This is a genomic window from Photorhabdus hainanensis (assembly GCF_018448965.1).
Classification (GTDB): Bacteria; Pseudomonadota; Gammaproteobacteria; order Enterobacterales; family Enterobacteriaceae; genus Photorhabdus; species Photorhabdus akhurstii.
Genome location: NZ_RCWD01000136.1, coordinates 1 through 549 on the forward strand (window position 1 = coordinate 1; position 549 = coordinate 549).

1 protein-coding gene is annotated in these 549 nt (G+C 57.2%); it reads right to left on the reverse strand.

Features of this window, described 5'->3' with window-relative positions:
* The coding region (locus EAE92_RS25625; RefSeq protein WP_214069875.1) for a two-partner secretion domain-containing protein at positions 1-549 on the reverse strand (549 nt) is incomplete at both ends.

The following is a 549-nucleotide window of genomic DNA, read 5'->3' on the forward strand; positions in this document are numbered from 1 at the left end:
TGCCCCGAGCCTCAACCCGACCACTATTGTTCAGTTGTTCGCCTGATTGCAAGGTCGCCGTCGATTGAGACAGGAGTTTGCCCTGATTGTCTATCTTTGCGGTACTGGTTAATTGCAACGCGTCACGACTGCTGATAGCGCCGCGGTTCTCTATCCGGCCATCAGCGGTGATATGGACCTCCCCGGCAGACGCGCCGATATTGCCGGCATTATGCACCCCCACCCCCGCTTCGGTGCCTATCAGCCTGATTTTATGGGCGTACATGCCGCCCAGTGCCGCCACATCCAGCGCAAACGCCGGGTGCTTTTCATCGTCAATCGATTTTTTCTCAATCTGCTGATGCGCCGCATCGACAATATTGCGCCCGGCGGTTACTTTCAGGTCCTGGGCGTGTAATTTGGCGTTAATCGCCACGGAGCGAGCGATAATATCGGTGTAACTTTGCTGCGTGCTGTCCATGCCGTGTCCGTCAATCCGCACTTCCCCCTGACGGACATCAAACCCTTTCAGCCGGCCCTGTTCCATCAGCGCCTGTCCGGTGGTGAGCG